Raw genomic sequence first — 26,655 nt, forward strand, 5'->3', positions numbered from 1 at the left:
AGACAAGGTGTATTTCCGCAGCCATGAAACCATCGCTAGTCCTCAAGATGGGCCAGCAGCTGACGATGACGCCGCAGCTGCAACAAGCCATACGTCTGCTCCAGCTCTCGACGCTCGACCTGCAGCAGGAGATCCAGGAAGCCCTGGAATCCAATCCGATGCTGGAACGCCAGGAAGAAGGTGAAGACTTCGACCAGAGCGACGCCTCGGGCGAAGGCGACGAGCTGGCGAATCCCGGCGGTACCGAAATCAACTTCAAGGAAACCTCGGTCGCCACCAACGAGATGGCCGACGAGTCCGAGTGGAGCGAACGCATCCCCAGCGACAGTGAGCTGCCGGTGGATACCGCCTGGGAAGACATCTACCAGACCAGCGCCAGCAGCCTGCCCAGCAACGACGACGACGAGTGGGACTTCACCACCCGCACCTCGGCCGGCGAAAGCCTGCAGACCCACCTGCTCTGGCAGCTCAACCTGGCGCCCATGTCGGATCTCGACCGCCTGATCGCCCTGGCGATCATCGACGGCATCGACACCGATGGCTATCTGCAGGAAAGCCTGGAAGACATCCATGCCTCTCTCGATCCCGAACTGGAAGTCGATCTCGACGAAGTCGAGGTGGTGCTTCGACGCGTCCAGCAATTCGAGCCGGCCGGCGTCGCCGCGCGCAATCTGCGCGAGTGCCTGCTGATCCAGCTGGCCCAGCTGCCGGCCAGCCTCCCCCTGCTCGGCGAGGCCAAGCGCCTGGTGGGCGACTACCTGGATCTGCTCGGCAGTCGCGACTATGCGCAGTTGATGCGCCGCATGAAGATCAAGGAAGACGAACTCAAGCCCGTCATCGAACTGATCCAGACCCTGCACCCGCGCCCCGGCTCGCAGATCGAGTCCGGCGAGGCCGAATACGTGGTGCCGGACGTCATCGTGCGCAAGCACAACGAGCGCTGGCTGGTGGAGCTCAACCAGGAAGCCGTGCCGCGCCTACGGGTCAATCCCCAGTACGCCGGCTTCGTCAAGCGCGCCGATAGCAGCGCCGACAACACCTACATGCGCAACCAGCTGCAGGAAGCGCGCTGGTTCATCAAGAGCCTGCAGAGTCGCAACGAGACCCTGATGAAGGTGGCGACCCAGATCGTCGAGCACCAGCGGGGCTTTCTCGAATACGGTGAAGAGGCCATGAAGCCGCTGGTCCTGCACGACATCGCCGAGGCGGTGGGCATGCACGAGTCGACCATCTCCCGGGTGACCACCCAGAAGTTCATGCACACCCCGCGTGGCATCTACGAACTCAAGTACTTCTTCTCCAGCCACGTCAGCACCGCCGAGGGGGGCGAATGTTCCTCCACTGCGATCCGCGCGATCATCAAGAAATTGGTGGCGGCGGAAAACGCGAAAAAGCCGTTGAGTGACAGCAAGATCGCTGGTTTACTGGAATCGCAAGGTATACAAGTCGCTCGTCGCACGGTGGCTAAGTATCGGGAATCCCTGGGTATCGCTCCGTCCAGCGAACGCAAGCGTCTCATCTGACGCGTCCTGATGTGACCGTGCCTCGATCGACCCTTGTCATGTCGGCGAGCAGCTTCGCCGATCGTAGCCCGGCAATAAGGAGAAGCGGTATGCAAGTCAACATCAGTGGCCATCAGCTTGAAGTGACAGAAGCCCTGCGTGACTACATCGGCGAGAAACTCGCCCGCCTCGAACGGCACTTCGACCGTATTACCAACGTCCAGGTGATCCTGGAAGTGGACAAGCTCAAGCAGAAAGCCGAAGCCACCCTGCACGTCGCCGGCGCCGCCGTGGTCGCCAATGCCGAGCACGACGACATGTATGCCGCCATCGATCTCCTGGCCGACAAGCTCGACCGCCAACTGATTAAACACAAGGAAAAATCGATCGAACGCCAGCAGGGCGTCGGCGTCCGCTGAGGTTTCGATCGCCGCTTTATGATCAGACTCGAAAATATCCTGACCCCCGGCCGCACCCAGACGGGTGCGCCGGGCGGCAGCAAAGCCGCTGTACTGGAACGCATCGCCGAGCTGGCCGCGCAGGAACTGCCCGGCCACGATGCCGCACACATCCACGAATGCCTGATGGCGCGCGAGCGTCTGGGCTCCACCGGTTTCGGCAATGGCATCGCCATTCCCCACTGCCGCCTGGCGGGTCTGCAGCAACCGCTGTGCGTGCTCTTCCACCTGCAGCAACCAGTGGACTTCGATTCCCTCGACGGCGCGCCGGTAGACCTGGTGTTCGTCCTGCTGGTCCCGGAAGCCGCCACCGAACAGCACCTCACCCTGCTGCGCCAGATCGCCGGCATCCTGGATCGCGCCGACATCCGCGAGCGGCTGCGCAAGGCCAAGGATAGCCAGGCGCTCTATCAGATCGTCGTCGAGGCCCAGAGCGGACACTGACATGCACCTCATCATCGTGAGCGGACGTTCCGGGTCGGGCAAGAGTACGGCGCTCAACGTGCTTGAGGACAATGGCTTCTATTGCATCGACAACCTGCCGGCCAGTCTGCTGCCCGATCTGGCCCAGCATGCCCTGACCGACATGGAGCGGCCCCAGCCCAAGGTCGCCCTGTCCATCGATGCCCGCAATCTGCCCAGCCAGTTGCAACGCTTTCCCGAATTGCTCGAACAGGTGCGCAGCCGCAACATCCGCTGCGACATCCTCTATCTGGACGCCGATGACCAGACGCTGCTCAAGCGCTTTTCCGAGACGCGTCGCCGGCATCCGCTGTCCAACCAGGAAAGATCCCTGGCCGAGGCCATTCACGACGAGCAGGTGCTGCTGTCGCCCATCGCCGACCTCTCCGACCTGAAGATCGACACCACTCACCTGAATCTCTATCAGCTGCGCGACATCCTCAAGTTGCGCCTGCTGAACGCCCCAGAGCCCGGCACCGCCTATCTGGTGGAATCCTTCGGCTTCAAGCGGGGCCTGCCGGTGGACGCGGACATGGTGTTCGACGTGCGCTTTCTGCCCAATCCCTACTGGAAACCGGACCTGCGCGACTTTTCCGGACTGGATGCCCCGGTGCGGGACTATCTCGAGCAACAGCCCGAGGTAGAGACCCTGTACAATGACATCCGCGATTACCTGGTGAAGTGGTTGCCGCGTTTTGCCGCCAACAACAGGTCCTATGTGACCGTGGCCATTGGTTGTACCGGTGGTCATCACCGCTCGGTCTATCTGGCCGATCGCCTGGGTCGCGAACTCAAGAACCTGCTCAAGAACGTCCAGATCCGTCACCGCGATCTCTGACGCCCGTTTTGTTTCGACAAGGACAGACTCAATGCCTGCCCAACAGATCACCATCATCAACAAGCTGGGCCTGCACGCCCGTGCGGCGGCCAAGTTCGTCGGCGTGGCCGGCCGCTATCCCGCCAGCGTCCGCGTCGGCCGCAGTGGCGAATCGCCGGTCGATGGCAAGAGCATCATGGCGGTCATGATGCTGGCCGCCGGCAAGGGCACGGTCCTGCAGCTGGAAACCGAGGGTGAGCAGAGCGACGAGGCTATGCGCGCCCTGGTCGAGCTGATCAACAACTACTTCGACGAAGGCGAGTGACAGGCCCCTGCGCCAGTCGCAGCTCCGATAAAAAAAGCCGCCCGAGGGCGGCTTTTTCATTGGGCGTCGACTCAGGCGTTCAGCGCCGCTTCGTAGCGACGGGACACTTCCGGCCAGTTGATGACGTTGAAGAAGGCACCGATGTACTCGGGACGACGGTTCTGGTAGCGCAGGTAGTAGGCGTGCTCCCAGACGTCCAGGCCGAGGATCGGGGTGTTGCCGGTCATCAGCGGGCTGTCCTGGTTGCCGGTGCTCTCGACCACCAGCTTCTTCTCGGGGGTGACGCTCAGCCAGGCCCAGCCGCTGCCGAAGCGGGTCAGGGCAGCCTTGGTGAAGGCTTCCTTGAAGGCATCGAAGCCGCCCAGCTGGGACTCGATGGCTTCGGCCAGGGCGCCTTCGGGCTTGCCGCCGGCATTGGGGGCCATCACGGTCCAGAACAGGCTGTGGTTGGCATGGCCGCCACCGTTGTTCTGCACGGCGCCGCGCTTGTCCTGGGGCAGCTTGTCCAGCTGGCGAACCACGTCTTCGGCGGACAGGTTGGCGAACTCGGTGCCTTCCAGCGCCGCGTTCAGGTTGTTGATGTAGGTCTGGTGGTGCTTGGTATGGTGGATTTCCATGGTCTGGGCATCGACGTGCGGTTCCAGCGCGTCGTAGGCGTAGGGCAGCTGAGGCAGAGTATGCGGCATGCGGATTGTCTCCATGGTGGCTTTGGTATGGACCCACCGCCCTTGGGCGATGGGGTGTACGGCTGGTGCGCCACGGCGCACCGTCTGAAGCCTTGGCCGTCCGGTCAGCGGATTCGACCGCACGGCTATGTCCTAGTGCATTGCTAGGATACTAACGAGTAACGGGGTGGGCTGTCTCCCGTTCGACAGGATTTTCCTCATCGCGACGGCTTCCACCGCCCTTCTAGCTGCCCGCCAGGGTCATGCCATCGATCAGGACCGAACCGGTGCGCAGACTGCCGCGGCGTTCCACGTCGCTGCCCACCGCCAGGATCTGGCGGAACATGTCGCCCAGCCGCCCGGCGATGGTGACCTCCTGGACCGGAAACTGGATCTCGCCATTCTCGATCCAGAAGCCGCCGGCGCCCCGGGAATAGTCACCGGTGACCAGGTTGGTGCCCTGCCCCATCATTTCCGTGACCAAAAAGCCCGTGCCCATCTGCCGGATCAGCTCGGCCTGGTCGGCCGTGCCATGGCTGACGTGCAGGTTGTGCACGCCGCCGGCATTGGCAGTGCTTTGCAGGCCCAGCTTGCGCGCGGAATAGCTGCCGAGCACATAGGACACCAGTTGGCCGTTTTCGACGAAGGGCTTGGCGTAGGTGGCCAGGCCTTCGCCGTCGAAGGCGGCGCTGCCCAGGGCGCGTGGCAGGTGCGGCCGCTCGTCCAGGGTCAGCCAGTCGGGAAACACCTGCTGGCCCAGGGCGCCTTCGAGGAAGGACGACTTGCGATAGAGGTTGCCGCCGGAAATGGCGGCGAGAAAGGTACCGAACAGGCCGGCGGCCATTTCCGGCGAAAACAGCACCGGGACCTTGGCGGTGGGCACCGGCCTGGCCCCCAGGCGACTCACGGCGCGCTCGGCGGCGCGGCGACCGATCTCCTCGGCGCTCATCAGCTCGTGACCGATCCGATTGACGTCGTAGTAGTAGTCGCGCTGCATGGCCTCGCCGCTGCCGGCGATCATCACGCAGCTCAGGCTGTGCCGGGTGCTGGCATAGCCGCCGACGAAGCCGTGGCTGTTGCCGTACACCCGGCAGCTCTGATGGGTGTTGAGGGTGGTGCCGTCGGCATTGCCGATGCGGCTGTCGGCGGCGTAGGCCGCGGCTTCGCAGGCCAGCGCCTGCTCGATGGCCTGCTCGGGGGTGATGTCCCAGGGATGATAGAGGTCGAGATCGGGCAGTTCGCCACGCGCCATCAGCTCGGCGTCGGCCAGACCCGCGCAGGGATCCTCGGAGGTGTGCTTGGCGATGGCCAGGGCCGCGGCCACGGTTTCGCGGATCGCCTCGGGACCGGTGGCAGAGGTACTGGCCGAGCCCTTGCGCTGCCCGGCATAGAGGGTGATGCCGAAGCCCTGGTCGCGATTGAATTCGACGGTTTCCACCTCGCCCTTGCGGACCGAGGTGGACAGGCCCTGGTCGACCGAGACGGCCACTTCACCGGCACTGGCGCCCTGGCGCCGGGCCTCGGCCAGGATGGCCTCGACCTGTTCGCGCAATTCGGGGAGCGCAGCGGGACCCACGGCGGCGTTGCGATTCATGACGTTCTCCTTACGGACGGCGCCGGCCAGGCCGGACAACCGTGCGGCAACTCGTTATGATGGCGCCCATTCTTAGCTGGACCCCATAGTTCATGGTTGATTCTTACGACGACGACGCGCCGCTGGGCGAAAAGAGCAAGACACAGGTCAAGCGCGAGCTGCATGCGCTGCAGGATCTGGGCGAACGCCTGGCCGGGCTGCCGGCCGAGCAGCTGGACCGCCTGCCGCTGACCGATCCGCTGCGCAAGGCCCTGGCCGAGGCGCCCAAGCACAAGACGCACATCGCGCGCAAAAGGCATGTCCAGTACCTGGGCAAGCTGATGCGCGACCAGGACCTGGAAGCCATTCTGGTGCTGGTCGACCAGATGGACACCTCGACACGGCAGTACAACGAGCGCTTTCACGCCCTGGAGCGCTGGCGCGACCGGCTGATCGCCGAAGGCGACCAGGCGTTGGAGGCCTTCGTGGCGCTTTACCCGGAGACCGACCGCCAGCACCTGCGCGGCCTGGTGCGGCATGCCCAGCACGAAGCGGCGCACAACAAGCCGCCGGCGGCGGCGCGCAAGGTCTTCAAGTACATCCGCACCCTCGACGAAACCCGGCGCGGTCTGCGCTAGGTTTCCGTCCGCGATGGCCACGGCCGGTGCCCGCATCAGGCGCCAGTGCCGCCCACGGTGATGGCATCGATCTTCAGCGTCGGCTGCCCCACACCCACCGGCAGTGACTGGCCGTCCTTGCCACAGGTCCCTACCCCCGCATCCAGCGCCAGGTCGTTGCCGACCATGGACACCCGGTTCATGACCTCGGGGCCGTTGCCGATCAGGGTGGCGCCCTTCACCGGGCGACCGAGCTTGCCGTTCTCGATGAGGTAGGCCTCGTTGGTGGTGAAGACGAACTTGCCGCTGGTGATGTCCACCTGACCGCCGCCCAGGCTGGCGCAATAGATGCCCTTCTCCACCGAGGCGATGATCTCGGCCGGATCGCTCTGGCCGGCCAGCATGTAGGTGTTGGTCATGCGCGGCATCGGCAGATGGGCATAGGATTCGCGCCGGCCATTGCCAGTGGGCGCCACGCCCATCAGCCGGGCGTTGAGCTTGTCCTGCATGTAGCCCTTGAGGATGCCGTTCTCGATCAGCACGTTGTAGCCGCTGGGCGTGCCCTCGTCGTCGATGGACAAGGAGCCGCGGCGATCCGGCAGGGTGCCGTCGTCGACGATGGTGCATAGCGAGGACGCCACCTGGCGGCCGAGCTGGCCGCTGTAGTTGGAGCTGCCCTTGCGGTTGAAGTCGCCTTCCAGGCCATGGCCGACCGCCTCGTGCAGCAGCACGCCGGACCAGCCGGCGCCCAGCACCACCGGCAGGGTGCCGGCCGGGGCCGCGGTGGCTTCGAGATTGACCAGCGCCTGGCGCACCGCTTCGCGGGCGTAGCCCAGGGCACGGTCATCACGCTGGAAATAGCGATAGTCGCAGCGACCGCCGCCGCCGCTGTTGCCGCGCTCGCGGCGGCCGTTCTGCTCGACGATGACGCTGACGCCCAGGCGCACCAGTGGGCGCACATCGGCTGCCAGGGTGCCGTCGACCGCGGCCACCAGGGTGCGCTCCCAGACCCCGGCCAGGCTGATGGTGACCTGCTGGATACGCGGATCCAGGGCGCGGGTCGCCTCGTCCAGCTGCTTCAGGAAGGCGACCTTGGTGGCGCGATCCAGCACGTCCAGCGGATTGTCCTGGCCATAGAGGCGCTGCGCCGGCTCCACCGCGCGAAACGCCTGGACCTGACCCTCGGCGCCGCTGCGGGAAATGGACCGCGCGGCCTGGGCCGCCAGATCCAGGGCCTCGCCGGTGATGGCGTTGCTGTAGGCGAAGCCGGTCTTCTCGCCGGACAGCGCCCGCACGCCAACGCCCTGGTCGAGGTGGAAGCCGCCTTCCTTGACGATGCCGTCTTCCAGCAGCCAGGATTCGGAGACGATGCTCTGGAAATACAGGTCGGCGGCGTCGATGCCGGGACCGGCCAGCCGCTGCAGCACGGGTTGCAGATCGTCCACCGCGAGTCCGCCGGGACCCAGCAGGGCCGAGCCGACGCTATTCAGGTAATCACTCATGGAAACTCCAGACGACGCCACAATGGACGTCGGAACGATGAAAGGGTCGCGACCTGGCCTCTAGCCTACTCGCGGAAGTCTCGGTGCCCTGATGCAAAAGACCAATGGCGGTCATTGCCGTTCGGCCAGGCGCGCCGGCAGGAAGCGGCGGTGCCGGGTCACCGGCATCCGCTGACGCAACGCCGCCTGGCGCTCGGCATCGCGCTCGATGAGCAGCACCGCCTCGCCGCTGGCCTGGACGGCGAGCACCTCGCCCCAGGGATCCACCGCCATGGCGTGCCCCCAGGTGCTGCGGCCATTGGCATGGACCCCGCCCTGGGCGGCGCCCAGCAGATAACTCTGGGTCTCCACCGCCCGGGCGCGCAGCAGCAGCTCCCAGTGGGCCTGGCCGGTGGGCACGGTAAAGGCCGAGGGCGTGCTGATCAGCTCCGCCCCGGCAGCGCGCAGGGCGCCGTAGAGTTCGGGAAAGCGCAGGTCGTAGCAGACGCTCAGGCCCAGCCGGCCGACCGGGGTGTCCACCACCGTGAGGGTCTCGCCGGCGGCATAGTGGTCGGATTCGCGATAGCTGCCCTGGCTGTCGCTGACGTCGGCATCGAAGAGGTGCAGCTTGTCGTAGCGGGCGACACGGCGGCCCTGGTCGTCATACAGCAGCGAACAGGCGCAGGGCTTGCCCTCGGTGGCGCCGTCGGGCAGCAGCGGCAGGGTCCCGGCGAGCAGCCAGAGCCCCAGCTCGCGCGCCCGGCTGGACAGCCAGGGCAGGATCTCGCCCTGACCGAGCGCCTCGGCCCGCGCCAGCTCGGCGGGCGCCGGATGGCCGATGGCGACGAAGTTTTCCGGCAGCACCGCCAGGCGCGCGCCCGCCCCGGCAGCGCGTTCGAGCAGGCGCTCGGCGGCGCGCAGATTGGCCGTCACCACGGGGCCGCTGACCATCTGCAGGATGGCTATGGACATGCAGGCACTCCAGAAGGGAGCGTCCATCCTAAGCAGCGGGGCGGTCGCAGGGCAATGCTCAATCGCGCTTGCCCGTGGTCATGGTCGGATTCTGCCAGGGGCCTTCGATGTGATAGTTGATGCTGGCCATGCGGGTGATGCGATCACCGATCAGCCGATCGACGATAAACAGCGCGCCCCCGATGGCCGGGGCCCCGGCGATCAGCGCGGCCAGCGGCAGGGAGTTGCTGACCGGCAGTCCGACCTTGAGGTTGGCATCGACCCGGTTGCTGGCCATGTCCAGCAGGCCCTGCAGACTCATCTCGGCACCCGGCCCGCTGAGGCTGATGGGCTTGCGGGTGCGGAAGGCGCCCTGCTGGGCATCGAGCACGCCGGTGATGCTGTCGTAGCTCAGGCCCTTGCCGAACAGATCGGAGAAATCCAGTCGCAGGCGGCGGCGGATGGATTCGAAGTTGAGCAGGCCGAAGATGCGCAGCGCCGAGGCCGTGCCCTCCACCTGGCGCAGCTGGCCGTCGTTGAAGCGGGCATCGAGGCTGCCATTGAGGCGGGCCAGGGCGACATAGGCCGGCGAGCCGGGCCAGTCGACCCGGGCATCCAGGCGGAAATCGCGACTGGTGACGCTGGAGGCGAAATTCCAGCCCAGCAGGATATCGGCGATGTTGCCGCCCGCGAGACGCCCCTGGTAGTAGCTGTGGGTCGCCCCCGGCGCCCCTTCCCAGCGCAGGGCGCCCTGCACCTTGAGGCCGCGCAGGTCGAGATCCAGGGCGTTGAAATTGGCGCCTGACGGCGAGGGCCTGAGCTGCAGGCGCTGGGCGCCGACCAGCCTGCCGCCCAGCTCCAGACGGTCGATGGCCAGATTCAGCGCCGGCAGGGCGCGCGGATCGACGTCGGCCAGGGGATCGGGACGCGGCGCAGCGCTTTCCACCGAGGGATCCGCCGGCGTCTGGGGAATGCGCAGGTGCTGCAGGTTGATGTCGATCGGCTGGCCGGTCTGGCGCGGAATGCGTACCTGGCCGGCGATGGTCTGACTGGCCAGGCCGAGTTGCCAGGCATTGCCCTGGGGTTCATAGGTGAGGCGCAGGTTGTCGATCTGCTGACCGAACGCCAGGAAGCGCCCGAAGCCGAGATCGCCCCGCCCGAGGCTGGAGATGTCCAGGGTGTTGCCACCGCCCTGCCCTGCGCCAGCACTGCCACCGCCACTGGCCTTGCCATAGCGCTGATAGACGTCCTGCCAGGCCGCTAGGTCGAATTCCGCCAGTTGGCCGCGCAGGTCGTAGCCGGCGGCCGTGGGCAGATTGGCGGTGCCGCCGCCCAGCACGATCTCGCCGCGGCCCTTGGCGATGGCCTTGGGGTCGAGCATCAGCACGGCGTCGGCGAGGCCCTTGTAGGTCGCCTCCACCCGCCGCTCGCCGTCGTTGAGCGCCAGGCTGAAGAAGCCTTCGCGCGGCTCGTCGGCCTTCTTGCCGAAGGGTGCCGGCAGGTCGACGGTCACTCCGCGCAGATCCGAGGTGACCGCCAGTTCGCTGTGCTCGGCCAGGGTCAGACCGAGGCGATAGCCGAGCAGGCCGCGCGCCGGGATGGGTCGGCCTTCGCTGCCCAGCCAGCGTGCCAGCTGGTCGACGTCGACGCGGCCATCCACCACCAGCCGCGTGCGGGGATCGTCGGGTTTGCCTTCGGCCAGCGCCTGGCCGCGGATGGGCTGGTCGAAGACCCGCGCCTGGATGTCGGGGGCGCTGAGGCCGCTGCGGGTGTCGTAGCGAAAACTGCCGCGCAGGTCGGTGAGGGTCAGCTGGGGATCGGCCAGATCCAGACGCGCCTTGTCCGGTGTCAGCTCGACCACCACCACCGGTGGCTGTCCCTTGGCCAGGGGGATGTCCAGATTCAGGCTGCTGTTGGCGAGCGCACCCTCGCCCTTCCAGCCGGCGAACACCTTGGCGGTCGGCAACGGCGTTTCCTGGAGGATCTTCAAGCCATCGCGCACGCTGCTGTCGAGTCGCGCGCCGAGCCGCAGGTGCGGCGCGCTGCCATCGTGCAGCAGCGGGATGCGCGCCTCGACGTCCCGGACCCGGGTGTCGAGGACGCGTCCTTCGGGAACCTGCACCTTGACCCCGTCGCTTTCGATGAAGACATCGCCGCGGGCCTCGCGCAGGGCAGGCCAGCCGGGCTGATAGGCCAGTTGGGCGTCGTGCACCCGGAAGAACAGGCTCATGGTGCGCGAATGCGCCGGCGAGCCGTGGCGCAGCGAGCCCTGGTACTGGTAGATCCCCTCGTCGATGCGACCACCGACGATGGCAGTGGTCAGCCACTGGGCCAGCTCCGGACTGAAATCCGTGGCCGGCAGCTTGGTCGGCAGGTACTTGCGGGTGTAGCTGGCGTCGCCATCCTTGAGGCCGACGCGCAGGTCCATGTAGCTGTCCACCTCCGGATGCAGGCCAAGCTGGATATGCATGTCGCCACTGGCGGCGCCTTCCGGCCCGGTGACCTGCATCAGGGCACTGCCCAGGGTGAAGCGCTGGTCGTCGAGACTCCAGGTCAGCCGTGCCCTGGCGGTGCGATAGCGCCAGGGTTCGGGAAAGAGATCGCTCAGGTGCAGCATGAAATCGGTAGTGTCCAGGCGCAGCTCGCCGCCGCCCAGGCTGCCGCTCAGGCTGCCGGTAACGCCCTCGGCGGCCGGCGCGCCGTGGTAGGCGGCGAAGCCCACCCGCTCCAGGTTGGCCGCATAGGAAAGGCGCTCGCGCAACGGCTTCTGCGGATAGAAGTCGGCGTTGAGGTTGCGCAGCTGGCCATGGGGCGCCAGGGCCTGGAGCGCCTGGGCGACCGGCGCCGGCAGGGGCGCCAGATCCCGCGCCAGCCGGGCAGCCTGCCTGAGATCCAGCTGGTCGCCGCGCACCTGCAGGTGCTGGGCGGCGCTGTCATAGCCCAGGCCATAGCGCGCCTCCAGCGGCTTGCCATCGAGCTGGGCCTTGAGCGCCAGGGACGCCTGGTACTGGCTGGTGTCGCCGGCCTGCTGGTCGGCGTCCAGGGTCAGGGCCTGCAGGCGCACCGGAAGATGATCGGCATAGGCGAGCGTCAGGTCATCCGCCTTCAGCCGCAGGTGGGAACGCTGCAGCCGCCCTTCGCCCCAGGCGAACCACAGCTCGCCTTCCGCCTGGGCACGCCGCAGTTGCCACTGCCGGGTCAGGGCCGCCGGCACCCAGCGGGACCAGTCGCTGGCGGGCAGGCTGAGATAGCCTTCGAGGGTGCTGGCGCGCCAGTCCTCGGGACGGGGCGTGGCGGTGAAGTGCGCCGCGACCGTGCCGCCATCGGGCAGCCGGAATCGGGTCGCCAGTTCCAGGGCGCCACTGAGCTGCCGGGACAGACTGGCCTCGGCGTACCTCAGGGTCACCGGCGAACCCTGCTGGGGAATCAGGCTGAGCTGGCTGTCCAGCAGACTGGCATGGCCCAGACGCGCCAGGCCATCGAGCAGCGGACCCGGATCGAAGGGCTTGGCCTCCGGTGCCCGGGGCGGCAGGCCGCGCAGTTGCCAGTGTCCCTGAGGGTCTTCCTGCAACACCAGATGGACGCCATCGACCTGCACGGACTTGAGTCGCAGCTGGCGGTGCCAGAGGCTGCCGAAGACATCCGGCACCACCTGGAGATGATCCAGCTGCACCGTGCCTTCGCCGCGACCCAGGGACAGGTCGCGCAGGATCAGCACCGGATTCCAGCGGGCCCAGCGCCCTTCGAGCCGGCCCAGGCGCACCGGTTCGCCGAGCGCCGCCGCGGCGCGCGCCTCGACCTCGTTGCGGTATTCGCCGACCCAGGGCATGAGCAGCCGACCCAGGCCCAGGTAGAGCGTCACCAGAACGAGCGCCAGCAGCGCCAGACCCAGCGCGCCGCGTTTGAGCAAGGCCATCAAGACGCGGACCTAGAGCAGCACGACATCGTACTGCTCCTGGGAATACATGGTCTCCACCTGGAATTTGACGGTGCGGCCGATGAAGGCTTCGAGGTCGGCGACGTTGCCCGACTCCTCGTCCAGCAGTCGATCCACCACTTTCTGGTTGGCCAGCACCAGATAGGAATTGGCCTGGTAGGCCCGCGCCTCGCGCAGGATCTCGCGGAAGATCTCGTAGCAGATGGTTTCCGCGGTGCGCAGGATGCCGCGGCCCTGGCAGTTGGCGCAGGGCTCGCAGAGGACCTGGGACAGGCTCTCGCGGGTGCGCTTGCGGGTCATCTGCAGCAGGCCCAGTTCGGTGATGCCGATGATGTTGGTCTTGGCATGGTCGCGTTCGAGCTGCTTTTCCAGGGTGCGGATCACCTGGCGCTGGTGCTCTTCGTCTTCCATGTCGATGAAATCGATGATGATGATGCCGCCGAGATTGCGCAGCCGCAGTTGACGGGCGATGGCGGTGGCCGCCTCCAGATTGGTCTTGAAGATGGTCTCTTCCAGATTGCGATGGCCGACGAAGGCGCCGGTGTTGACGTCGATGGTGGTCATCGCCTCAGTGGGATCGATCACCAGATAGCCCCCGGACTTGAGCAGCACCTTGCGCTCCAGGGCCTTCTGGATCTCGTCTTCCACGCCATAGAGGTCGAAGATCGGCCGCTCCCCTGGATAGTGCTCCAGCCGCGCCGCCACCTCGGGCATCAGCTCTTCGACGAACTGGCCGATGCGCTGGAAATTCTCGCGACTGTCGACGCGGATCTTTTCCGTGCGCGGCCCGACCAGATCGCGCAGGGCGCGCAGGGCCAGGGTCAGGTCTTCGTAGATGGGTACCGGCGTGGGCCCCTGGAGGTTGCCGGAGATCTGCTGCCAGAGCCGCCGCAGGTAGCGGATGTCGGCGAGGATGTCTTCTTCGCGCGCCGCCTCGGCAGCGGTGCGCAGGATGAAGCCGCCCTCGTGCTCGATGCCCTCGCTCTCCACGCAGCGCGCCATGATCGCCTTGAGCCGCTCGCGCTCGGCTTCGTCCTCGATCTTCAGCGAGATGCCGACGTGGGAGGTGCGCGGCATATAGACCAGGTAGCGCGAGGGGATCGACAGATGGGTGGTGAGGCGGGCGCCCTTGGTGCCTATGGGGTCCTTGGTGACCTGGACCACCAGCGTCTGGCCTTCGCGCACCAGGGCGTTGATGCTTTCCACCGCCGCGCCTTCGCGCTGAGAGATCTCGGCGGCATGGATGAAGGCCGCGCGGGCCAGGCCGATGTCGACGAAGGCCGCCTGCATGCCCGGCAGCACCCGCACCACCCGCCCGCGATAGATGTTGCCGACGATGCCGCGCCTGAGGGTGCGCTCGACGTGCACCTCCTGCAGCACACCGTTTTCCACGACGGCGACACGGGACTCCATGGGAGTGATGTTGATGAGGATCTCTTCGCTCATGGAGGACTCTTGGACGACGTGGAAGGGCGGAAGGGAGGCCGAGGCGCCGGGCGCCTCAGGACTGGGCGGTCGGCCGTCCGACAGACCGCCAACAAGGGATGGCGAAAGCGCTCAGCAGTTCCGCGGTCTCGCACAGCGGCAGCCCTACGACGGCGCTGTAGCTGCCGTGCAGGCTGCGCACAAAGACTGCGCCGGCGCCCTGGATGGCGTAGCTGCCGGCCTTGTCGGCCGGCTCGCCGGTGTCCCAGTAGCGCTCGGCCTCGCCGGGCGCCAGGGGGCGGAATTCCACCTCGGCGGACACCACGCGACTCAGGCAGCGCTCGCCATCGGCAACGGCGACGCCGGTCACCACCCGATGCCGGCGCCCGCTGAGCGCCGCGAGCATGGCCAGGGCGTCGGCGCGATCCCGGGGCTTGCCGAGCAGCCGGTCATCGAGCACCACGCAGGTGTCGGCGCCGAGCACGCAGCCACTGGAGGCACCGGCCAGCACCTGCCAGCCCATCGCCGCCTTGGCCCGCGCCAGGCGCTCGACATAGGCGTCTGCGGCTTCCCCCGGGTGCGGGGTTTCGTCCACGGTTGCGGCGACCTTGTGGAAGCCCACGCCGATCTGTTCGAGCAGTTCGGCGCGGCGGGGCGAAGCGGAGGCAAGGTAGAGCTGGGGCATCGACAACAACCAGACGACAGGGGATGACGGGAGAATGCCAGCCTGTCGCAGGTGAAACCAGCTTAGTTGACGCCGAATCTGAGGCGCAGCCCGCGGAGCAGCAGATAGATCCACGGCCAGAGCAGCGCGCTGACCAGCGAGGGCGTGAGAAACACCAGGGTCGGCGGCCGGCTGCCGGCCAGGGCGTTGAGCCACAGCGCCAGCAGCTGGGCGATGCCATAGACCACCAGCAGCACGAAGCTCTGCTGCCAGATCGGAAAGGCCCGCAGCCGCTGCGCCAGGGAACGCACGAGAAAGACCACCAGGCTCAGCACCAGGGCGGTCTGGCCGAGCAGACTGCCGTAGAGCACGTCTTCGGCGATGCCCATCACCCAGGCGGTGAGCAGGCCGACGCGGTGCGGCAGGGTCAGGGTCCAGAAGGTCAGCAGCATGGCCAGCCACAGCGGCCGGCCGATCTCCATGAACTCGGGCATGGGCACCACGGACAGCAGCAACCCGACCAACAGGGTGAGCCAGATCACCCACCCGTTGTGGCCGATGCGCAGCGCCATCAACGATCACCCTCGTCGGGCAGTTCCGGCGCGGGTTGCTGGAGCCGGCGCTGCGACTGGCTAGCGCCTGGTGCCGGCTGAGCGGGCGTGGCAGTCGCGCCCTGGGCCGCCGGCTTGGCCGGCGTCGCCGGATGCGCCGCACTGCCGTTGGCGGGCGGCTTGGTCGGCGTGGCGGGATGAGCCGAACTGCCGCCCTGCCCCGCCGGTGGCTTGGTCGGGGTCGCGCTGCGACTGCCGCTGCTGGCCGCAGGCGCCGGGGTGGCGTTGGCGGCCGCCGGTTGAGCGGCCGAGGCGCCGGCCGGCGGCGGATTCGCCGGGGCAGCAGGGCGCTGGGCCGCGTGGCGATCGGCGGCTTCCTGGGCCTCGGCGGCGTCATTGGCGCGCTGTTCGGGCGTGCGGGTGTCGCTGAACACCAACAGCATGTAGCGACTGCGATTGAGCTTGGCGGTGGGAATGGCGCGCACCACGGCGAAGGGTTGCCCCGAGTCGTGGATCACCTTGGACACGGTCGCCACCGGGTAGCCGGCCGGGAAGCGCTGCCCCAGGCCGGAACTCACCAGCAGGTCGCCTTCCTTGATGTCGGCAGTGTCGGCCACATAGCGCAATTCCAGGCGCTCGGGATTGCCGGTGCCCACGGCGATGGCGCGCAGGCCGTTGCGATTGACCTGCACCGGAATGCTGTGGGTCACGTCGGTGAGCAGCAGCACCCGCGCCGAATAGGGCATCACCTCCACCACCTGCCCCATCAGGCCGCTGGCGTCGAGCACCGGCTGGCCGACGAAGACGCCGTCCTTCGCGCCCTTGTCGATGATGATGCGATGGGTATAGGGATTGGGGTCGACGCCGATCAGCTCGCCGACCAGCACCTTGTCGTCCACCAGGGCGGCGGAATTGAGCAGCTCGCGCAGGCGCACGTTCTGTTCGGTGAGGGCGGCGAGTTTCTGCAGACGGCGCTGCAGCAGCAGCTGCTCGGCCTTGAGTCGCTCGTTTTCCGCCATCAGCTCGGTGCGGCTGGAAAACTGATCGCTGACGCCTTCCCAGGCGCGCAGGGGAAAGCCCGCCACCTCATAGAGGGGCGAGAGGACCAGCGCCAGTTCGCTGCGTACCGGTTTCAGGTAGTCGAAGCGCGCGTCGGTGACCATGACACCCACCGAAAGGGCGGCCAGGATCAGCAGACGAATGCCCAGCGCCGGGCTTTTGCTGAAAATCGGCTTGATGGTGAGTTCCTCGCAGAACGCGCCCGGCGCTCCGGCCGCTAGGGGCAGCCGGAGCGGGGCCTGTAGCCTGGAACTGCCTTATTCGGTGGACAGCAGGTCCATGGCGTGGCGATCCATCATGTCCAGCGCCTTGCCGCCGCCACGGGCCACGCAGGTCAGCGGGTCTTCGGCGACGATCACCGGCAGCCCGGTTTCCAGCGACAGCAGCTTGTCCAGATCGCGCAGCAGGGCGCCACCACCGGTCAGCACCAGGCCGCGCTCGGCGATGTCGGAGGCCAGCTCCGGCGGCGACTGCTCCAGGCAGCTCTTGACCGCCTGGACGATGGTCGCCAGGGATTCCTGCATGGCTTCGAGCACCTCGTTGGAATTGAGGGTGAAGCTGCGCGGTACGCCTTCGGCCAGATTGCGGCCACGGACGTCGATCTCGCGGACCTCGCCGCCCGGGTAGGCGGTGCCGATTTCCTGCTTGATGCGCTCGGCGGTGGATTCGCCGATCAGGCTGCCGTAGTTGCGGCGCACATAGGTGACGATGGCTTCGTCGAAGCGATCGCCGCCGACGCGGACGGATTCGGCATAGACCACGCCATTCAGCGAGATCAGGGCGATCTCGGTGGTGCCGCCACCGATGTCGACGACCATGGAGCCATGGGCTTCCTCGACCGGCAGACCGGCGCCGATGGCCGCGGCCATCGGCTCCTCGATCAGGAACACCTCACGGGCACCCGCGCCCAGCGCGGATTCGCGAATGGCGCGACGCTCGACCTGGGTCGACTTGCAGGGCACGCAGATCAGCACCCGCGGACTGGGCTGCAGGAAGCTGTTCTCGTGCACCTTGTTGATGAAGTATTGCAACATCTTTTCACAGACGCTGAAGTCGGCGATGACGCCGTCCTTCATCGGGCGAATGGCGGAGATGTTGCCCGGCGTCCGGCCGAGCATGCGCTTGGCGTCGGTACCGACGGCGACGACGCTCTTCTGGTTGCCGTGGGTACGGATGGCGACGACCGACGGCTCGTTGAGCACGATGCCACGCTCGCGGACATAAATAAGGGTGTTGGCGGTTCCCAGGTCGATCGACAGATCGCTGGAGAACATGCCACGCAATTTCTTGAACATGAGGTGACCCTAGGCGGTGACAAGCAGGCACGCGACAGGACAAACGTGCGGGTAAAAAAGTGCGGCAGACTCTATCAATCGCAGGGATTTAGGGCAAGGCGCCGATATGCTAGATTGAGAGCTTTTCCGGGCCGTTAAGCCCCTGTTCAACGCGGCGCCCGACCCGCCCAGCCCGTCTCCAGCATACGCGGCCACCGACCGGGTCACGCCGCCTTCCTGCTTGGAGAAGCCGATGGCGCTCGAACGCACCGACGTCGAAAAGATCGCTCACCTGGCCCGCCTGGGTCTCGATGAAGCGGATCTCGCCGCTACCACCGCCACCCTCAACGACATCCTCGGCCTCGTCGACCAGATGCAGGCCGTGGACACCACGGGTATCGATCCCCTCGCCCACCCGCTGGAAGCCACCCAGCGTCTGCGCCCCGACCAGGCCACCGAAGGCGACCGGCGCGAGGCCTACCAGGCCATCGCCCCGGCCGTGGAAGCCGGCCTGTACCTGGTCCCCAAGGTGATCGAGTGAGACACGACATGCATCAGCTGACCCTGACCGAAATCGCCGCCGCCCTGGCCGCGAAGGATTTTTCCGCCGAGGAACTGACCCGCGGCCTGCTGCAGCGGATCGAGCAGCTCGACCCCCAGCTCAACAGCTTCATCACCGTGACCGCCGACGCGGCCCTGGCCCAGGCGCGGGCCGCCGACGCCCGACGCGCCGCTGGCGAAAATGGCGCCCTGCTCGGTGCGCCCCTCGCCCACAAGGATCTGTTCTGCACCCAGGGGGTGCTCACCAGCTGCGGTTCGAAGATCCTCACCGGTTTCAAGGCACCCTATGACGCCACCGTGGTGGAGCGCCTGGCCGCGGCCGGTACCGTCTCCCTGGGCAAGCTGAACATGGACGAATTCGCCATGGGTTCGGCCAACGAGTCCAGCCACTACGGCCCGGTGAAGAATCCCTGGGACCTCACCCGGGTCCCGGGCGGCTCCTCCGGCGGTTCCGCCGCGGCCGTGGCCGCGCGCCTGCTGCCGGCCGCCACCGGCACCGACACCGGCGGCTCAATCCGCCAGCCGGCGGCCCTGACCAACCTCACCGGCATCAAGCCCACCTACGGCCGCGTCTCGCGCTGGGGCATGATCGCCTACGCTTCCAGCCTCGACCAGGGCGGTCCCCTGGCGCGCACCGCCGAAGACTGCGCCCTGCTGCTGCAGGCCATGGCCGGTTTCGACCCCAAGGACTCCACCAGCGTCGACCAGCCGGTGGACGACTACCAGGCTGCCCTGCAGCAGCCGCTGAGCGGCCTGCGCATCGGCCTGCCGCGGGAATACTTCGGCGCCGGCCTGGACGCCCGCATCGGTGACAAGGTACTGGCCGTGGTCGAGGAGCTGAAGAAGCTCGGCGCCACCGTCAAGGACATCTCGCTGCCCACCCTGCAGCACGCGATTCCGGCCTATTACGTCATCGCCCCGGCCGAAGCCAGCTCCAACCTGTCGCGCTTCGACGGCGTGCGCTTCGGCTATCGCTGCGAGAATCCGGTCAACCTGGAAGATCTCTACAAGAGATCCCGTGGCGAAGGCTTCGGTGCGGAAGTGAAGCGCCGCATCATGGTCGGCACCTATGCCCTGTCGGCCGGCTACTACGACGCCTACTACCTCAAGGCCCAGCGCATCCGCCGGCTGATCAAGAACGACTTCGTCGCGGCCTTCGCCGAGGTCGACGTCATTCTCGGCCCGACCACGCCGAACCTGGCCTGGAAACTCGGCGAGAAGAGCAACGATCCGGTCTCCGCCTATCTCGAAGACCTCTACACCATCGCCGCCAACCTCGCCGGCATCCCCGGCCTGTCGATGCCGGCCGGCTTCGTCGATGGCCTGCCGGTGGGCGTGCAGCTGCTCGGCAACTATTTCCAGGAAGGCCGGCTACTCAACGTCGCCCACCAGTACCAGCAGGTCAGCGACTGGCATCGCCAGGCGCCGAGCGGCTTCTGAGGAAGGATAGAGACATGCAATGGGAAACCGTGATCGGGCTTGAGATTCACGCTCAGCTCAGCACCCAATCGAAGATTTTCTCCGGCAGCGCCACCAGTTTCGGCGCCGAGCCCAATGCCCACGCCAGCCTGGTCGACCTGGGCATGCCCGGCACCCTGCCGGTGCTCAACGCCGAAGCGGTGCGCATGGCCTGCAAGTTCGGTCTGGCCATCGACGCCGAGATTGCCGAACGCAACGTCTTCGCGCGCAAGAACTACTTCTACCCGGACCTGCCCAAAGGCTACCAGACCAGCCAGATGGATCATCCCATCGTCGGCAAGGGCCACCTGGACATCACCCTGGAAGACGGCACCGTCAAGCGCATCGGCATCACCCGCGCGCACCTGGAAGAAGACGCCGGCAAGAGCCTGCACGAAGACTTCCATGGCATGAGCGGCATCGACCTGAACCGCGCCGGCACGCCGCTGCTGGAGATCGTCTCCGAGCCGGACATCCGCAGCGCCAAGGAAGCCGTGGCCTATGTGAAGGCCATCCATGCCCTGGTGCGCTACCTGGGCATCTGCGACGGCAACATGGCCGAGGGTTCGCTGCGTTGCGACTGCAACGTCTCGGTGCGCCCCAAGGGCCAGGAAGCCTTCGGCACCCGCGCCGAGATCAAGAACGTCAACTCCTTCCGCTTCATCGAGAAGGCCATCAACCACGAGGTCCAGCGCCAGATCGAATTGATCGAGGACGGCGGCACCGTGGTGCAGGAAACCCGCCTGTACGATCCCAACAAGGACGAGACCCGCTCCATGCGGAGCAAGGAAGAAGCCAACGACTACCGTTACTTCCCCTGCCCCGACCTCTTGCCGGTAGTGATCGAGCCGGCCTTCCTGGCCGAGGTGCGCAGCCAGCTGCCCGAGCTGCCGACCGAGAAGCGCGATCGCTTCCAGAGCGAGTACGGGCTGTCGGTCTATGACGCCAGCGTGCTGTCCGCCAGCCGCGAACTGGCCGACTACTTCGAGGAAGTCCAGCGGGTGAGCGGCGACGCCAAGCTGGCCGCCAACTGGGTTATGGGCGAATTGTCGAGCCTGCTCAACAAGCAGGACCTGGACATCGCCCAGGCGCCGGTGAGCGCGGCCCAACTGGGCGGCCTGATTCTGCGCATCAAGGACGACACCATCTCCGGCAAGATCGCCAAGATGGTGTTCGAGGCGCTGGCCGCCGGCGAAGGCGCGAGCGCCGACGCCATCATCGAAGCCAAGGGCCTCAAGCAGGTTACCGACAGCGGCGCCATCGAGGCCATGCTGGACGAGGTCCTGGCGGCCAACGCCGCCCAGGTCGAGCAGTACCGCGCCAGCGACGAAGCCAAGCGCGGCAAGATGTTCGGCTTCTTCGTCGGCCAGGCCATGAAGGCCTCCAAGGGCAAGGCCAACCCCGGCCAGGTCAACCAGCTGCTCAAGCAGAAACTGGAAGGCTGACGGCGGTCGCACGGGGTAACGGAGCGGGGCTGACAGTCCCGCTCCGACCCCTTAAGCTGCTGCCGGTCGTTTTGCCAGGAGGCATCGAGATGCATCGGATCCACCGTGCCGGACTGCTGTCGCTGGTCCTGCTGTTCGCCGGTTGCGCCAGTCAGGAAAGCTTCCCGCCCACGCTGTCCTCCAGTGCTGCCCATGACTATCAGGACACCGGCATGGCGTCCTTCTACTCCAAGTGGCACGCCGGGCGCCGCACCGCCAGCGGCGAGAAATACGATCCCGGGGCCCTGACCGCGGCCCATCGCACCCTGCCCTTCGGCACCCGGGTCCAGGTCACCAACCTGGCCAACGGTCGCAGCGTGGTGGTGCGCATCAACGATCGGGGGCCGACGGTCCGCCGCCGGCTGATCGACCTGTCGCGCAGTGCGGCCGATCGTCTCGACATGGTGGCCGACGGGACCTCCCGGGTCAGCATCCGCAGCCTCGACTGATACGGGCGCTAGCCCTGACAGGCCGGGGCAAAGGCCCACAGCAGCCGTGGCGGCGCCGCGGCGAGCTGTCGGGCGATGGAGGCATAGCGCGGATCGAGCAGACTGGCCGACCAGTACAGGTTTCTGGCGTTCTGCGGATCCCAGCGCCCCGCATAGCCGGGCAGACCGGCCTCGGCGCGTTGCACATCGAAATGTACTGTCGTCTTGCGGAATTCCTCATGACTGCGCTGGCCTTGCGCATAGGGCAGCAGCCAGTCGAGCGCCCTGGCCAGGGTCTGACCGTCTCGACCCGGCAAGTGCAACCAGTCCTCGCCGCGCCCCCGGGCCACCGCCGCCGCCAGCACCAGGGGTTCGAGGTCGTAGACGACATAGTGCAGGGCATCGCGCTCGCCGAAGTCCAGCACCTCGCCATCGGGCTTGAGATTGACCGACAGCTGCGCCACGAAGGCCGCCCGCGCCCGGGCGAACAGCGCCGGGTCATCCAAGGCACCCGCCGCCAGGGTCGCCAGCTTGATCCTGTGACTCTGCCAGTTGTTGCTCCAGACGCCACGGGCATCCCCACGATGCGCCTCCATCTGCTGCAGATAGCCCTCGGCCAGGGTCTCGATGAACGCGCGGGTGCGCTGGGCCGTGGCCAGAGGCAGGTCCGCCGCGGTCAGCCAATAAGCGAGGATGAGACCGCCCAGGTTGGTTTCGTCGATGGGCTGGAAGCTGGGCCGATATCCTGGCAGCCAGGCATCGAGATAGCGGGCCAGACGTGCCAGGGCCGCGGCATCGCGACTGTCCCGCCAGGCCAGCGCCAGATCGAGCATGTAGCCGAAGTCGCGCACCGCCGCGGCGGATTGATCGTGGATGCCGGTGTGCGGCAGGGTCCCCGCGGTATGGATCACCGGCAGCGCCTGGGGCTCCGGCGCCGGAGGCCGGCTGACCGCCAGTGCCAGCGCCGCGGCCGAGGGTGGCGTCGCGGCCAGGCAGGTCGAATGCCCGGGTGCTGCGGCCAGGGCGAGATACAGCAAGGCAGCGCTCATGGCGGGAATCCCTGGCTATCGGTAGCACGACTGGGCTGGTATCCCCCCAGCCTGGCATCCGCGCCTTAGCAACGCCTTAAGTCAGCCGCCCAGGGTAGCCCTCTGACGCTGGCGTCCTGCCAGCCGCCAGGAAAACCAGCCAAAAAAAAGCCCGCGACCAAGCGACTGGCCGCGGGTTGTGCAACGGGGGGAGAGGCGCCGGAGCCCCTCTCGAAAAGCGGATCTTACTGGGGACCGAGCTTGTCCATCAGGGCGGCGAGCTTTTCGTACTCGTCCTGCTTGAGATCCGTCAGCGGGGTGCGCACGGGGCCGGCGTCGTAGCCGGCGATGCGGGCGCCCGCCTTGACGATGCTGACGGCGTAGCCGGCGCAACGGTTGCGGATTTCCAGGTACGGCAGGAAGAAGTCGTCGATCAGCTTGCCGACCGCCTGGTGATCGTCACGGGCGATGGCTTCGTAGAACTGCACGGCGGTCTTGGGGATGAAGTTGAACACGGCCGAGGAATAGACCGGCACGCCCAGCGCCTTGTAGGCGGCGGCATAGACTTCCGCGGTGGGCAGGCCACCCAGGTAGCTGAAGCGATCGCCCAGGCGGCGGCGAATGGCGACCATGAGTTCGATGTCACCCAGGCCATCCTTGTAGCCGATCAGGTTCGGGCAGCGCTCGGCCAGTTGCTCCAGGTGATGGGGCTGCAGGCGGCAGACGTTGCGGTTGTAGACCACCACGCCGATCTTGACCGACTTGCAGACGGCTTCGACATGGGCGGCCACGCCGTCCTGGCTGGCTTCGGTCAGGTAGTGCGGCAGCAGCAGCAGACCCTTGGCGCCCAGCCGCTCGGCCTCTTGGGCATAGGCGATGGCCTGGCGGGTGGAGCCACCGACACCGGCGAGAATCGGCACACTGCCCTGGCAGGTGTCCACCGCGGTCTTGATGATGCCGCTGTATTCACTGGCTTCCAGCGAGAAGAATTCACCGGTGCCGCCAGCGGCGAACAGTGCGGTCGCACCGTAGGGGGCCAGCCACTCCAGGCGCTTGGCATAGGTGTCGGGGCGGAAGTCGCCGTTGGCATCGAAGTCGGTCAGCGGAAAGGACAGCAGACCGGAAGAGAGGACGTGTTTGAGTTCTTGTGGAGTCATCTTGAGTGCCTCGGCATAGGTTGGACTGGGGTGCGGCAGGTCCGCTACCCGTTGTAAGTCATCGTACAACCTCCTTTGTGGAAGGGGCAAGCCCCAACCAGAAAAATGCCTATCGCGGCGTCAAAGCCCTGCTTCAGACCTCTTCCGCCTGGCGTTCCATTTCTTCATGGGCGCGTCTGAGCCGCTCGCGACTGTTGCTCAGGTGCAGGCGCATGGCCGAGCGAGCCGCCTCGAGGTTGCCGTCTTCGATGGCCTGGACGATGGCTTCGTGCTCGGCATCCAGCCGTTTCTGATAGAGCTGCTGGTCGTCATGGGCGAGATAGGCGGAATTGAGCCGGGTGCGCGGAATCAGCACCGTGCCCAGGTAGCTCATGATGTCGCTGAAATAGCGATTGCCGGTGGAACTGGCGATCAGCAGGTGCAATTCCAGATCCGCGCTCACCGCGCGATCGGGCTGCTCGACGCCGGTGCGCATGGCTTCCAGCAGCGCCCACATGGCCTGCAGTTGCTCGGCCGAGCGGCGCTGGGCGGCCAGGCCGGCGGCCTCGACTTCCAGGCTGATGCGCAATTCGAGCATCGCCAGGACGTCCTTGAGGGTGGTGATGGTGGCCGGATCGATCGGCAATGGCGACTCGGGGCGCCGCTCCAGCACGAAGGTGCCGATGCCGTGGCGCGTTTCCACGTAACCCCCGGCCTGCAGCCGGGAAATGGCCTCGCGCACCACGGTGCGACTCACGCCCTGGGCCTGCATGATGGCCGACTCGGTGGGGAGCTTGTCGCCAGGCTGGAATTGGCCGTCGCCGATCTGCTGAATAAGCACTCCGACGACCTCTTCTGCCAGGCTGCGGGGTCTTTTTCGGGGGCGGGATACGGTAGCTGCTGACATGGATTCTCGTACCGATTGAAGGGACTCTGGAATCATAGCACCCCCCTTCCCGAAAACGCCCGATTTAGACCGCTTAGTCCATATCAGCGACCCTCGCCAACCGCTCTAGGACGCAGTTCTTGGCCCTCCAGCAGCAGGTGGCGGCGATGGTAGGCGCGCAGGCTCGGACGATGGCCGACACTGACCAGGGTGAGACCCGGATTTTCCGCCAGCAGACGCTCATAGAGCGCACGCTCGTCCGCTTCGCTGAGCGCCGAGCTGGCTTCGTCGAGAAACAGCCAGTCGGGGGCGTAGAGCAGCGCCCGCGCCAGGGCTACCCGCTGCTGCTCGCCGGGCGACAGGGTGCGTTCCCAGTGGCGGGCTTCATCCAGGTGCTCGCGCAGGTGATAGAGACGGCACTGCTGCAGCACCTCGGCCAGCCGCTCGTCGGAATAGGCATCCGCCGGCTGCGGATAGGCCAGGGCTTCGCGCAGGGTGCCGATGGGCAGATAGGGTTGTTGCGGCAGGAACAGCTGACGCCCCGGCGGGACGCCGATCCCGCCCTGCCCTTGCCGCCAGAGTCCGGCCAGGGCCCGCAGCAGGGTGCTCTTGCCACTGCCCGAGGCGCCTTCGATCAGCAGGTGTTCGCCACGGGCGATACGCAGATCGGTGGGATGCAGCAGCAACCGGCCGGCGGCACCCAGGGAAAGACCTTCCAGGACCAGGTCGCTGCTACTGGCATGGGGCACCAGGATGTCAGTCTCCTGGCTGAATTCGGCCATGGTCTCGCGAAAGGTCAGCAGACGATCGGAAACGGCGCGCCAGCCGGCCAGGCTGACGTAGGCGTCGACGAACCAGCTGAGACTTTCCTGGACATTGCCGAAGGCCGAGTTGATCTGCATCAGATCGCCCAGCTGGATCTTGCCGGAGAAATAGCGCGGCGCCGCCAGGACGAAGCCGGCGATGATGGCGATCTGGCTGTAGCCAGCGGTGAAGAAGGTCAGCCGCTTGGTGTAGTTCATCACCAGGTGGTAGTTGCCCCAGACATAGCCGAAGCGATCCAGCAGACGGCGGTGCTCGTTGGCCTCACCGCGGAACAGCGCCACGCTCTCGGCCTTCTCGCGGACGCGGATCAGGCCGAAGCGCAGGTCGGCTTCATAGCGTTGCTGCTGGTTGTAGAGACCGATCAGCCGACGGCCGATCAGATGGGTCAGCCAGGTGCCGACGGTGGCGTAGATCAGGGCCGCCCAGAACATGTAGGCCGGGATGGTGATGCCGAACAGGGTGATGTCGCCGGAGATGCCGAACAGGATGACGCTGAAGGACACCAGGCTGACCACGGTGCGGATGAACCCCAGCCCGAGGCTCAGGGTGGTTTCGGCGAAGTCGCGGATGTCTTCGGTGAGGCGCTGGTCGGGGTTGTCGGCGCCGCCTTCGCGTTCCAGCTGGTAGTAGTTGCGGTCGGACAGCCAGAGGCCGAAGTGCTTTTCGGTCAGCCAGCGCCGCCAGTTGATGGTCAGCGCCTGAGTGAGGTAAAGCCGGTACACGGCCAGCAGGATGGCGGTGGCGGCCAGCCCGCAGAAGTACAGCATCAGCCGGATGAAGGCGGCCAGATCGCGATTCTGCAGGGCGTCGTAGAAGTAGCGATACCAGGTATTCAGGGCCACCGACAGGCCGACCCCGGCCAGCGACAGGGCGATGACCACGGACAGCAGGAGCCAGGCCTTGCCTTTCTCTTCACTGCGCCAGTAGGGGGTGATCAAAGCCCAGACGCGGGCCAGGAAATGCCCACGGGAAGCCCCGTAGACGGAGGGCACGGGTACGGCGGATTCGGACATGCTCGGACTCTCAAGGACTGCTCAACGAGACGCCTGCACAGCCTATGCCGGAAAGCCTGAACGAATTCTGACTGA

The 26,655-nt window shown here is 66.7% G+C and carries 24 protein-coding genes; 10 read left to right on the forward strand and 14 right to left on the reverse strand.

Annotation, left to right across the window (positions count from 1 at the left end; all coding sequences use genetic code 11):
- The first annotated feature begins 23 nt into the window (after positions 1-23).
- From ACZ5R1_RS16855 to ACZ5R1_RS16875, 5 genes are all read left to right on the forward strand, one after another.
- Complete coding sequence (locus ACZ5R1_RS16855; protein ID WP_027602565.1) at positions 24-1,523, forward strand: RNA polymerase factor sigma-54; 1,500 nt, start codon at positions 24-26, stop codon at positions 1,521-1,523.
- Positions 1,524-1,612: 89 nt separating this feature from the next.
- Positions 1,613-1,921: a ribosome hibernation-promoting factor, HPF/YfiA family gene (gene hpf, locus ACZ5R1_RS16860; protein WP_007159519.1), complete on the forward strand. Its 309-nt coding sequence runs from the start codon at positions 1,613-1,615 to the stop codon at positions 1,919-1,921.
- 18 nt (positions 1,922-1,939) lie between these two features.
- Positions 1,940-2,404, forward strand: a complete 465-nt coding sequence (gene ptsN, locus ACZ5R1_RS16865) for a PTS IIA-like nitrogen regulatory protein PtsN (protein WP_007159520.1) — start codon at positions 1,940-1,942, stop codon at positions 2,402-2,404.
- Position 2,405: 1 nt separating this feature from the next.
- On the forward strand, positions 2,406-3,260 hold the full coding sequence (gene rapZ / locus ACZ5R1_RS16870; RefSeq protein WP_007159521.1) for an RNase adapter RapZ: 855 nt from the start codon (positions 2,406-2,408) through the stop codon (positions 3,258-3,260).
- 31 nt (positions 3,261-3,291) lie between these two features.
- Positions 3,292-3,564 (forward strand): HPr family phosphocarrier protein, encoded by a 273-nt coding sequence (locus ACZ5R1_RS16875; RefSeq protein ID WP_007159522.1) that lies wholly within the window; start codon positions 3,292-3,294, stop codon positions 3,562-3,564.
- A gap of 71 nt (positions 3,565-3,635) precedes the next feature.
- On the opposite strand, the gene ACZ5R1_RS16880 is transcribed toward ACZ5R1_RS16875, so the two are convergent.
- Both ACZ5R1_RS16880 and pmbA read right to left on the reverse strand, forming a co-directional pair.
- The gene (locus ACZ5R1_RS16880; protein WP_007159523.1) at positions 3,636-4,250 is read right to left on the reverse strand and encodes a superoxide dismutase; all 615 of its coding nucleotides are present in this window, start codon (positions 4,248-4,250) and stop codon (positions 3,636-3,638) included.
- Positions 4,251-4,473: 223 nt separating this feature from the next.
- The gene (gene pmbA / locus ACZ5R1_RS16885; RefSeq protein WP_027597095.1) at positions 4,474-5,823 is read right to left on the reverse strand and encodes a metalloprotease PmbA; all 1,350 of its coding nucleotides are present in this window, start codon (positions 5,821-5,823) and stop codon (positions 4,474-4,476) included.
- 92 nt (positions 5,824-5,915) lie between these two features.
- Between pmbA and yjgA the strand changes: the two genes are divergently transcribed.
- Positions 5,916-6,440 (forward strand): ribosome biogenesis factor YjgA, encoded by a 525-nt coding sequence (gene yjgA / locus ACZ5R1_RS16890; RefSeq protein ID WP_464712582.1) that lies wholly within the window; start codon positions 5,916-5,918, stop codon positions 6,438-6,440.
- Between the two features lie 35 nt (positions 6,441-6,475).
- Here yjgA and tldD read toward each other — a convergent pair whose 3' ends face one another.
- From tldD to mreB, 8 genes are all read right to left on the reverse strand, one after another.
- Positions 6,476-7,921, reverse strand: coding sequence for a metalloprotease TldD (gene tldD / locus ACZ5R1_RS16895; RefSeq protein ID WP_007159526.1), 1,446 nt, complete (start codon positions 7,919-7,921; stop codon positions 6,476-6,478).
- A 111-nt stretch (positions 7,922-8,032) separates the two neighbouring features.
- The gene (locus ACZ5R1_RS16900) at positions 8,033-8,872 is read right to left on the reverse strand and encodes a carbon-nitrogen hydrolase family protein (RefSeq protein ID WP_464712583.1); all 840 of its coding nucleotides are present in this window, start codon (positions 8,870-8,872) and stop codon (positions 8,033-8,035) included.
- Positions 8,873-8,930: 58 nt separating this feature from the next.
- Positions 8,931-12,767 carry a YhdP family protein gene (locus ACZ5R1_RS16905; protein WP_464712584.1) on the reverse strand — a complete coding sequence of 1,279 codons (3,837 nt, stop codon included), beginning with the start codon at positions 12,765-12,767 and terminating at the stop codon, positions 8,931-8,933.
- Between the two features lie 12 nt (positions 12,768-12,779).
- Positions 12,780-14,234 carry a ribonuclease G gene (gene rng, locus ACZ5R1_RS16910; RefSeq protein ID WP_007159529.1) on the reverse strand — a complete coding sequence of 485 codons (1,455 nt, stop codon included), beginning with the start codon at positions 14,232-14,234 and terminating at the stop codon, positions 12,780-12,782.
- Positions 14,235-14,289: 55 nt separating this feature from the next.
- Complete coding sequence (locus ACZ5R1_RS16915; protein WP_042136086.1) at positions 14,290-14,898, reverse strand: Maf family protein; 609 nt, start codon at positions 14,896-14,898, stop codon at positions 14,290-14,292.
- 62 nt (positions 14,899-14,960) lie between these two features.
- Entirely contained in the window at positions 14,961-15,449 is a 489-nt protein-coding gene (gene mreD / locus ACZ5R1_RS16920; RefSeq protein ID WP_007159531.1) for a rod shape-determining protein MreD, read from the reverse strand.
- On the reverse strand, positions 15,449-16,618 hold the full coding sequence (mreC, locus tag ACZ5R1_RS16925) for a rod shape-determining protein MreC (RefSeq protein ID WP_464713293.1): 1,170 nt from the start codon (positions 16,616-16,618) through the stop codon (positions 15,449-15,451). Before mreC ends, mreD begins: the two co-directional genes overlap by 1 nt.
- Before the next feature lie 126 nt (positions 16,619-16,744).
- Complete coding sequence (gene mreB / locus ACZ5R1_RS16930; RefSeq protein WP_007159533.1) at positions 16,745-17,782, reverse strand: rod shape-determining protein MreB; 1,038 nt, start codon at positions 17,780-17,782, stop codon at positions 16,745-16,747.
- A 232-nt stretch (positions 17,783-18,014) separates the two neighbouring features.
- On the opposite strand from mreB, the gene gatC reads away from it, so the two are divergent.
- The 4 genes from gatC (at position 18,015) to ACZ5R1_RS16950 (ending at position 21,713) form a co-directional block, all read left to right on the forward strand.
- On the forward strand, positions 18,015-18,302 hold the full coding sequence (gene gatC, locus ACZ5R1_RS16935; RefSeq protein ID WP_027597101.1) for an Asp-tRNA(Asn)/Glu-tRNA(Gln) amidotransferase subunit GatC: 288 nt from the start codon (positions 18,015-18,017) through the stop codon (positions 18,300-18,302).
- Between the two features lie 8 nt (positions 18,303-18,310).
- Positions 18,311-19,762 (forward strand): Asp-tRNA(Asn)/Glu-tRNA(Gln) amidotransferase subunit GatA, encoded by a 1,452-nt coding sequence (gene gatA, locus ACZ5R1_RS16940; RefSeq protein ID WP_027602559.1) that lies wholly within the window; start codon positions 18,311-18,313, stop codon positions 19,760-19,762.
- 14 nt (positions 19,763-19,776) lie between these two features.
- Positions 19,777-21,225 carry an Asp-tRNA(Asn)/Glu-tRNA(Gln) amidotransferase subunit GatB gene (gene gatB / locus ACZ5R1_RS16945; protein ID WP_042136092.1) on the forward strand — a complete coding sequence of 483 codons (1,449 nt, stop codon included), beginning with the start codon at positions 19,777-19,779 and terminating at the stop codon, positions 21,223-21,225.
- 89 nt (positions 21,226-21,314) lie between these two features.
- Positions 21,315-21,713 carry a septal ring lytic transglycosylase RlpA family protein gene (locus ACZ5R1_RS16950; protein ID WP_007159537.1) on the forward strand — a complete coding sequence of 133 codons (399 nt, stop codon included), beginning with the start codon at positions 21,315-21,317 and terminating at the stop codon, positions 21,711-21,713.
- Positions 21,714-21,721: 8 nt separating this feature from the next.
- On the opposite strand, the gene ACZ5R1_RS16955 is transcribed toward ACZ5R1_RS16950, so the two are convergent.
- The 4 genes from ACZ5R1_RS16955 to ACZ5R1_RS16970 all read right to left on the reverse strand — a co-directional run bounded on the left by ACZ5R1_RS16955 (position 21,722) and on the right by ACZ5R1_RS16970 (position 26,580).
- Positions 21,722-22,741: an alginate lyase family protein gene (locus ACZ5R1_RS16955; RefSeq protein WP_464712585.1), complete on the reverse strand. Its 1,020-nt coding sequence runs from the start codon at positions 22,739-22,741 to the stop codon at positions 21,722-21,724.
- 224 nt (positions 22,742-22,965) lie between these two features.
- Positions 22,966-23,877 (reverse strand): 5-dehydro-4-deoxyglucarate dehydratase, encoded by a 912-nt coding sequence (gene kdgD / locus ACZ5R1_RS16960; RefSeq protein WP_007159539.1) that lies wholly within the window; start codon positions 23,875-23,877, stop codon positions 22,966-22,968.
- A 133-nt stretch (positions 23,878-24,010) separates the two neighbouring features.
- Complete coding sequence (locus tag ACZ5R1_RS16965) at positions 24,011-24,763, reverse strand: FadR/GntR family transcriptional regulator (protein ID WP_027597104.1); 753 nt, start codon at positions 24,761-24,763, stop codon at positions 24,011-24,013.
- Positions 24,764-24,846: 83 nt separating this feature from the next.
- On the reverse strand, positions 24,847-26,580 hold the full coding sequence (locus tag ACZ5R1_RS16970) for an ABC transporter ATP-binding protein/permease (RefSeq protein WP_464712586.1): 1,734 nt from the start codon (positions 26,578-26,580) through the stop codon (positions 24,847-24,849).
- Positions 26,581-26,655: the final 75 nt, after the last annotated feature.

Source organism: Pseudomonas sp. Pso3 (genome assembly GCF_055393275.1).

Coding starts and splice junctions, on each gene's coding strand:
- ACZ5R1_RS16855 (WP_027602565.1), top strand. CDS start 24: ATGAAACCATCGCTAGTCCTCAAGATGGGCCAGCAGCTGACGATGACG.
- hpf (WP_007159519.1), top strand. CDS start 1,613: ATGCAAGTCAACATCAGTGGCCATCAGCTTGAAGTGACAGAAGCCCTG.
- ptsN (WP_007159520.1), top strand. CDS start 1,940: ATGATCAGACTCGAAAATATCCTGACCCCCGGCCGCACCCAGACGGGT.
- rapZ (WP_007159521.1), top strand. CDS start 2,406: ATGCACCTCATCATCGTGAGCGGACGTTCCGGGTCGGGCAAGAGTACG.
- ACZ5R1_RS16875 (WP_007159522.1), top strand. CDS start 3,292: ATGCCTGCCCAACAGATCACCATCATCAACAAGCTGGGCCTGCACGCC.
- ACZ5R1_RS16880 (WP_007159523.1), bottom strand. CDS start 4,250: ATGCCGCATACTCTGCCTCAGCTGCCCTACGCCTACGACGCGCTGGAA.
- pmbA (WP_027597095.1), bottom strand. CDS start 5,823: ATGAATCGCAACGCCGCCGTGGGTCCCGCTGCGCTCCCCGAATTGCGC.
- yjgA (WP_464712582.1), top strand. CDS start 5,916: ATGGTTGATTCTTACGACGACGACGCGCCGCTGGGCGAAAAGAGCAAG.
- tldD (WP_007159526.1), bottom strand. CDS start 7,921: ATGAGTGATTACCTGAATAGCGTCGGCTCGGCCCTGCTGGGTCCCGGC.
- ACZ5R1_RS16900 (WP_464712583.1), bottom strand. CDS start 8,872: ATGTCCATAGCCATCCTGCAGATGGTCAGCGGCCCCGTGGTGACGGCC.
- ACZ5R1_RS16905 (WP_464712584.1), bottom strand. CDS start 12,767: ATGGCCTTGCTCAAACGCGGCGCGCTGGGTCTGGCGCTGCTGGCGCTC.
- rng (WP_007159529.1), bottom strand. CDS start 14,234: ATGAGCGAAGAGATCCTCATCAACATCACTCCCATGGAGTCCCGTGTC.
- ACZ5R1_RS16915 (WP_042136086.1), bottom strand. CDS start 14,898: ATGCCCCAGCTCTACCTTGCCTCCGCTTCGCCCCGCCGCGCCGAACTG.
- mreD (WP_007159531.1), bottom strand. CDS start 15,449: ATGGCGCTGCGCATCGGCCACAACGGGTGGGTGATCTGGCTCACCCTG.
- mreB (WP_007159533.1), bottom strand. CDS start 17,782: ATGTTCAAGAAATTGCGTGGCATGTTCTCCAGCGATCTGTCGATCGAC.
- gatC (WP_027597101.1), top strand. CDS start 18,015: ATGGCGCTCGAACGCACCGACGTCGAAAAGATCGCTCACCTGGCCCGC.
- gatA (WP_027602559.1), top strand. CDS start 18,311: ATGCATCAGCTGACCCTGACCGAAATCGCCGCCGCCCTGGCCGCGAAG.
- gatB (WP_042136092.1), top strand. CDS start 19,777: ATGCAATGGGAAACCGTGATCGGGCTTGAGATTCACGCTCAGCTCAGC.
- ACZ5R1_RS16950 (WP_007159537.1), top strand. CDS start 21,315: ATGCATCGGATCCACCGTGCCGGACTGCTGTCGCTGGTCCTGCTGTTC.
- ACZ5R1_RS16955 (WP_464712585.1), bottom strand. CDS start 22,741: ATGAGCGCTGCCTTGCTGTATCTCGCCCTGGCCGCAGCACCCGGGCAT.
- kdgD (WP_007159539.1), bottom strand. CDS start 23,877: ATGACTCCACAAGAACTCAAACACGTCCTCTCTTCCGGTCTGCTGTCC.
- ACZ5R1_RS16965 (WP_027597104.1), bottom strand. CDS start 24,763: ATGTCAGCAGCTACCGTATCCCGCCCCCGAAAAAGACCCCGCAGCCTG.
- ACZ5R1_RS16970 (WP_464712586.1), bottom strand. CDS start 26,580: ATGTCCGAATCCGCCGTACCCGTGCCCTCCGTCTACGGGGCTTCCCGT.